The sequence below is a fragment of the Candidatus Hydrogenedentota bacterium genome, assembly GCA_012523015.1.
In the GTDB taxonomy this organism is placed as follows: Bacteria; Hydrogenedentota; Hydrogenedentia; order Hydrogenedentales; family CAITNO01; genus JAAYBJ01.
This window is the reverse complement of the sequence record JAAYJI010000237.1, coordinates 22,611-29,236: the sequence shown is the minus strand read 5'-3', so window position 1 is coordinate 29,236 and position 6,626 is coordinate 22,611. Positions and strand designations below refer to the sequence as shown.

General features: G+C 49.5%; 6 protein-coding genes. 5 read left to right on the top strand and 1 reads right to left on the bottom strand.

Annotated elements, in window-relative coordinates; all coding sequences use genetic code 11:
* Together GX117_10370 and GX117_10365 are read left to right on the top strand one after the other, a co-directional pair.
* Positions 1–2,890, top strand: a 2,890-nt coding sequence (locus GX117_10370) for a DUF5011 domain-containing protein (protein NLO33742.1), incomplete at its 5' end; no start/stop codon positions are given.
* Positions 2,891–2,923: 33 nt separating this feature from the next.
* Positions 2,924–3,226 carry a hypothetical protein gene (locus GX117_10365; GenBank protein NLO33741.1) on the top strand — a complete coding sequence of 101 codons (303 nt, stop codon included), beginning with the start codon at positions 2,924–2,926 and terminating at the stop codon, positions 3,224–3,226.
* Between the two features lie 260 nt (positions 3,227–3,486).
* Here the strand turns inward: GX117_10365 and GX117_10360 are convergent, their stop codons facing one another.
* Complete coding sequence (locus tag GX117_10360) at positions 3,487–3,702, bottom strand: hypothetical protein (protein ID NLO33740.1); 216 nt, start codon at positions 3,700–3,702, stop codon at positions 3,487–3,489.
* A gap of 359 nt (positions 3,703–4,061) precedes the next feature.
* Between GX117_10360 and rplJ the strand changes: the two genes are divergently transcribed.
* The 3 genes from rplJ to GX117_10345 all read left to right on the top strand — a co-directional run bounded on the left by rplJ (position 4,062) and on the right by GX117_10345 (position 6,617).
* Entirely contained in the window at positions 4,062–4,589 is a 528-nt protein-coding gene (gene rplJ / locus GX117_10355) for a 50S ribosomal protein L10 (GenBank protein NLO33739.1), read from the top strand.
* Positions 4,590–4,656: 67 nt separating this feature from the next.
* Positions 4,657–5,046, top strand: coding sequence for a 50S ribosomal protein L7/L12 (gene rplL / locus GX117_10350; GenBank protein ID NLO33738.1), 390 nt, complete (start codon positions 4,657–4,659; stop codon positions 5,044–5,046).
* 149 nt (positions 5,047–5,195) lie between these two features.
* Positions 5,196–6,617: a hypothetical protein gene (locus GX117_10345; GenBank protein NLO33737.1), complete on the top strand. Its 1,422-nt coding sequence runs from the start codon at positions 5,196–5,198 to the stop codon at positions 6,615–6,617.
* The last annotated feature ends 9 nt before the right edge of the window (positions 6,618–6,626 follow it).

The following is a 6,626-nucleotide window of genomic DNA, read 5'->3' as shown; positions in this document are numbered from 1 at the left end:
GGGTATACAGGAACAGTACCGCGACCAACGTGTGGTTGCTCAGAATCGTGCTGTTATTGATGGTAATTCTTCTCGTGGGGGCGATCCGGCTTACCACGTTGTGGTATTCGGCAAAGAATCTTCGCCCGGCGTCAACACGGTGCTGGATGGTTTTATCATTCAGAACGGTAAGGCAACCGGTGTCCCGGGCAATTATCACACGTGGCGTGGTGGTGGTATTTATATTTGGCTGTCTTCACCCACTATTGCGAATTGTCGTATACTGAACAATACAGCCGCCGTGGCAGGCGGCGGTATCGCCATTGAAGCGGGCACAGTTGATGAAGAGCTTTACGCGGCCAATGCCCATGTTATCAATTGTATTATTGAAAAGAATACTGTTTTAAGCGAGGGCGACGGCAGCGCCGGACCTGATGGCGGCAGCCCCATCCGTGGCGGCGGCGGTCTTTTTATTAACGGTGCCGTGCCGACGCTTAATTTTTTGACCATACGCGATAATACTGTCAGTGACTTTACGCCGAGTCCTGTGGGCGGCTTCGACGAAACGAACTGGAGCGCGGAATCCAGTGGTATCTTGTGCTGGGGCCTTCCTGAAACTGAAGAAGCTGTTACGCTGAGTAACAGTATTGTGTGGCATCCCAGCGCGGGCGCTGTCAAGTTTGGAAAGCCTGCGGGCAGCACGGCGTCTTTCCGAGTGGAATATAGTATATTACCCAATAATGCCGGTACCGGAAATTGGATTGAAGGCGATGGGGTTACTTCTGCTGATCCCCTGTTGGAAGCGGACAGTGATCTAAAAGACAATTCACCTGCCATTGACACAGGGGATCCCACTATAGCAGCCGGTCTCTTTACCGATCGGCGCGGTATACCCAGACCTGTGGGGGGAAATGTGGATCGAGGCGCGAATGAAAAAACGACTGAGGGTCCGAAACCCTACTGTTTGACCACCCATGTGAACTTTACCGAAGAGGATAAAATTACGGACCTTGGCCGTGTCTATGATCCCAATCAAACCACTTCTGAAGCGCCCATTTGGAAGGTCAAATTAGAGGATAAAACCTTTGATTGCAATGGTATTCCAACGGATAAATTGAAAGTTACGGTGGTTGATATCCTGGGTCGCGAAGCCATCTGTGAGGCAGATATTTGGGTGACGGAAACTGAAGCTCCTGTACCGGTGGTCAATCCAGCTCATTCGCGGCTTGTATTGGATAATGAGGGGAAGTATACCTTGGATCAAGATGATGTTTGGACCATCGCCGACCAGAGTTACGACAACTGTTATATTCAGTCTTTGGCGATTGTACCCAGTTTGTTTAAATGTCAACAGGCAGGGAAAACTACCAATGTAACCTTGCTCGTTAAAGATGCCGCGGGCAACCCCGGCGTCAAGACGGTTCAATTGCAAATCGTTGATGAGACGCCCCCGACCGCCGAAGGCGGCAGCCTGACTGTAGAACTTGATCAATTTGGTCAGTATGTCCTTACGCAAGATGAATTGGCGATTCTTGGCGGCCGAGGCGTCCCGCCTGCGACTGATACCTCCAAGGACGCCTGTGGTATAGCCTGGGGCTATACCACGGCTGACCGGATTGCATTTGATTGCGACGACGTGGACGATGAACCGCAGAACATAGAGGTAACTATTTGGGATAACCACGGCAACTGGGCAACCTGTAATGCTGAAGTTGAGGTTAAAGATGTAACTCCGCCGGAGCTCGTTGGTGTCGCACCTCTAAGCTTTGCCCGTTCTCAAGGCGGGTTTACTGAGGAGCAGGCGCTTGCCGGCATCACAGCCTTCGATTACTGTTCCGGTGATGTGAGCCAGTCTTGTGAAGTAGAAGCCTTTGATCAGGATAATGCGTCCGTATCGTTCCCCATTTCCGCTCCGGAGGGCATGGACGAATCTGAAGAAAAATACAGCTACAGGTTGGTGTATACCGCTGAAGACGCGAGCGGTAATGAGGGTACTACAGAAACAACCCTCACTTTCTACAATTTGGAGCTTCCCACGATCACCCTTAACGGCAGCGATTCTGTTGTGCTCGAATGCGGTACTGAATATATTGATCCGGGCGCGACTGCTTGGGATCCCAATACCGGTGAAGATATCTCTGAGTTCTTGGAAGTATCCATCCCGGTAGACAAATATACGGTGGATACTTTCGAAGTGACCTATTTCCTGCATATAGAAGATTCCGACCTTTATGTTCAGGAGACCCGTAGTGTAGAGGTGGTGGATACGACACGGCCAATCATTGAATTGGAAGGCGGCGATGTTGTTGATCTAAGCCTTGGCGAAACCTTTATTGACATGGGCTTCACCTTATATGACGCCTGCGCTTGGGATCTGGCTCCGGAAGATGTCGTGATCGGCGGTGATGAAGTGGATACCAATACATTGGGTGTTTACATCATTACCTATGACGTCAATGATGGTTTCCTTGATGCTATACAAAAGACGCGCACCGTGGTTGTCGGCGATATTGTCCGTTTTACCGAAGCACCGAAGAACACACGGTTGTATAACACATCGGAGCCTTATACACTTTCTGCTTCGTATCATAGAGGTGTGTCCGTAGTCGGTTATCAGTGGTACCGCTCCAGTGTGGCTCAGGGTCTCGTTTCTGATTCAACGAGTCCAAACAGTGTTTTCCACACGGTAGATCCTGCTGATCACGAGATTGGATTCACGCCCTATAATGTGGTGGTTTACGATGATGTTTTCGGTCAGCTTGTCACCCTGTCTTCCAATACGGCGAATTTGGAAGTGCGTGCGCCGCTTTCTGCAGTGGATATTGACAATATCACCTTGCGGGAAGGGGATAGTTATGAGATGGCATTGACCGTAGACGGCGGATTTGGAGCTCGCAGCTACCAATGGTAGCGCATTGATCCCGATACACATGATCTGATCGCCTTGTCCGATGGGCTCTATCCCAGCAATTATTTGGGACCCGGCATGTATGCCGGTACGGCGACCCAAACGCTGCGTTTCGATCCCTACACGGAGGCGATGGAAGGGCAATACGAAGTCCATGTTACGGACGCCATTGGCGAAGATATAACGGGCAATGAAGGCGGCCGGCTTGTGGTAGGTCCCTTCACCGTATATCACGGCATTGGTATTCCCACTGCCGGATTGATAAGCTTGGGTGCCTTGGCACTGTCACTTGCTGCGGGCGGCGCTTTCCGCGTCAGCCGAAAAAAGAATAAGGCTTAAGCGAGGGGCTTTTTGTCCCTAAGTAATAGCTGGATTTGTGCATAAGTCCCATGAGACACTTCGCGTTCTCATGGGACTTTTTATCTTCGGGACGGACTGTTATTTAGGGAGGGATCTCGGCAGCGTCGGCAATTGGCTGTGGCGATGTTAAGGATCGCTTCCTAGACCTATCTGTCGGTTTGTGGAATCACCGGGCATGCTTTATTGCGCTTCGATTTGCACAAGGGCATGCTTGTATAGGTTATGTGTGGGTTGGATTTCTAAAGCGTTAAAAAAGTTTTCGCTTCTTCAAAAGGCAGATTTCCTGCCAGTGCGGCTTCGTGCAAATTGAGAACGACCGGCGAGGACGGTAGCTTTTCCACAAAGGATGTGGTTATTTCAAAGCTCTCTTTATAGCGTTTTGCTGTGTTGAGCATGATGGCGTAATTGGTGAGCCCTAAATTGCGGTTGGGTTCCAGTTCCATGCATTTGGACAAAGGATAGCCAGTGCAATAATGGGCCACCCATGACGGGATGTAATTAGTTTCATGCAGGGGTACTCCTTGTTCAGGATGAGTATAATGACCTCATTGTAAACAAACTTCCGGGAATGGTCCTTCATAAAGTTGCGCTGATACGCCATTTTTTGATACACTTCAGCTGTGTATGTTTAACTGCACTGCTGGTCGGAGACAGCCGGTGACCGAAAGGTCTTAATTTCCTGCAGAGACCGCGGATGTTGTTGTGATGCAAAACCATTCCGCCCATGCTGTCTTTATGACTGCGTGGGCTTTTTTGTTGAGTTCCGCAAACCGATAGGCAGATGCTCACTTTATTTGATAAGGAGGTGATTTTTTTGCCTACTCCGGAAAAGGAACAAATCGTCGCTGAGATTAAAGAAAATATCAGCAATAGTCAAGTGTCTATTATGACACAGTACGTGGGATTGAACGTAGCTCAGGCCACGGAATTGCGCAAGCAGTTGCGTGAAGCGGGCGTGAAATTCAAAGTGTATAAAAATACGCTTGCCTCGATCGCTTTGGCAGACCTGAACTTTGAATCTGCTTCCCCCATGATGGAAGGGCCCACGTCTTGGGCTTTCTCGTCGGATCCTGTTTCACCGGCTAAAATTCTGAAAGACTTTTCGAAAGAAGTGCCGTTTATTGTGATGCGCGGTGGTGTGTTGAGCGGTTCGGTGGTTTCAGCGGATCAGCTGAACGCTTTGGCCGACTTGCCGTCTCGCGAACAATTGATTGCTCAGGTCGTCGGTACGATTGCCATGCCCTTGCGCAATTCGGTTGGTGTGCTTAACGCGCTGCCCCGTAATTTGGTCAATGCTCTTGATCAAATTCGTAAACAGAAAGAAGAAGAGCCTGCCGCTTAACCCTTATTTATGTAACTTTACTTACTCAACCATTAACCTTTACTTTAATAAAAAACAAGGAAATAGAATCATGTCAGAAAAACTTGACACCATTATCGATAGCATTGCGGAATTGACCGTGCTGGAACTCAGCGAATTGGTAACAGCCCTCGAAGATAAGTTCGGCGTAACTGCTGCCGCCCCCATGATGATGGGCGCCATGCCTGCCGCCGGTGGCGAAGCTGCCGCCGCTGAAGAGCCCACCGAATTCGACGTTATTCTGAAGGACTTCGGTTCTCAGAAGATCGGCGTCATCAAGATCGTGAAAGACAAAACCGGACTCGGACTCAAAGAAGCCAAAGACCTGGTTGATAAAGCTCCGTCCACCATTAAAGAAAAAGTCAGCAAGGAAGAGGCGGACGCCCTCCGTGCAGAACTTGAAGAAGCCGGTGCTACCATCGAAGTTAAAGGTGTATAAACCAATACCTCTTTTGCCTATTTGCCGCCCCCTTCATTGGGGGCGGTTTTTTTTTGTCTCTTCTCGTATTTGACGGCAATCGTGATACATGATAAAGTAGATGATTCTGTATTGTTCTTGGTCATCAGCCCAAAAGAAAGGAAGTAGGAATGAAACGTTTTATCACGCTCGTATCGGTCATTATGCTGCTTCTCGTGTGCAGTGTCCACGCCGGACAACTCACCTGTCCCCGATTGCCGAGTGGATCCATGATTAAATTGGAAAATCGGTTTTTCGATGTGTGGCCTAAAATCGTGCCTGCAGATCAGGAATCGACCGTGGAAATCGTGCCGCTTTTTGAACATGTTCAATTCCAAGAGAATTGCACCTATGAACTTACTTACACGCCCATGATGAAGTTGTCTCAGGACGGGGGTTTGGCTGCAGGCACGAAGGTGGCTGTTGTGCCCGAAAATGGGCGCGTCCGTTTTACCGCTTATTTTGAGTCGGAACAGGAACATTCCTTGATCATTGTTCAGACTTGTGATACACGGAAAAAGACTTTGGGTGATTTTCATATTTATTCGTTAAATGAAGATCTTTATAAGATGCGTCCTTATAAGGGCGATATACACATGCACACCAATTATTCCGACGGTGTCGAGTCTCCCGCCTATATGACCAGCGCCGGTCGTCGATTGGGCTTTCACTTTATGGCGCTGACCGATCATCGTTTTATTGGATCATCGGCTATTGCCAGAAAAGCCTATGATGGCGTCGCTTTGGATCTACGCATTTATGATGGAGAAGAAGTCCACTCTCCCGATAACCCGGTGCACATCGTCAATTTCGGTGGAGACTCGGGCATCACGGAATTGTATAAAGCGGATGATTCCACCTATCGCAAAGAAGTGGCTGAATTGATGGAATCCTTGCCGCCCACGCCGGAGGGAGTGAATCGTTTCCATTATGCCGCCTGCAACTGGGTCGTGGAACGGATCCGTGAGCGAAAGGGTCTCGCCATGCTTGCCCATCCTTATTGGGTGACGGGAAACCGCAACAATGTGGATGAAGCCCTGTTGAATCAATTTTTCGAGGATAATACCTTTGATTGTTTAGAATTGATCAGCGGTGACCATCGCGAGTGGATCGCAAAAAATGATATCAATGGCTTGCAAATTGCCCGGTATGAAGAGGAACGTGCCAAAGGTCGGCGCATCCCCGTCTGTGGCATCAGTGACACCCATGGTTTGGAAACCAGCGAAGCTTTCGGGCGCTATTATACCGTATGTTTCTCGCCCAGCCTTGAGGTTGCCGATCTCATTGCTTCCGTCCGCGACATGCGTTCTGTAGCGGTGGAAACACCGGTGGGCGACATACAGCGCGCCTACGGTCCTTATCGCCTTGTTCGGTACACCCATTTCCTGCTGCGCGAAATATTGCCGCAGCATGATGAGATGTGTTTTGAAGAAGGAAGACTCATGATCCGCCATGCTGCCGGTGATGGAGATGCGGCGGCTCGGCTTGCCCTGCTTCAAGGACAGACCGCTGCTTTCTACGATCGTTGCTGGGCGCCTGTCAGCGCTGAATAACTTTCTTTG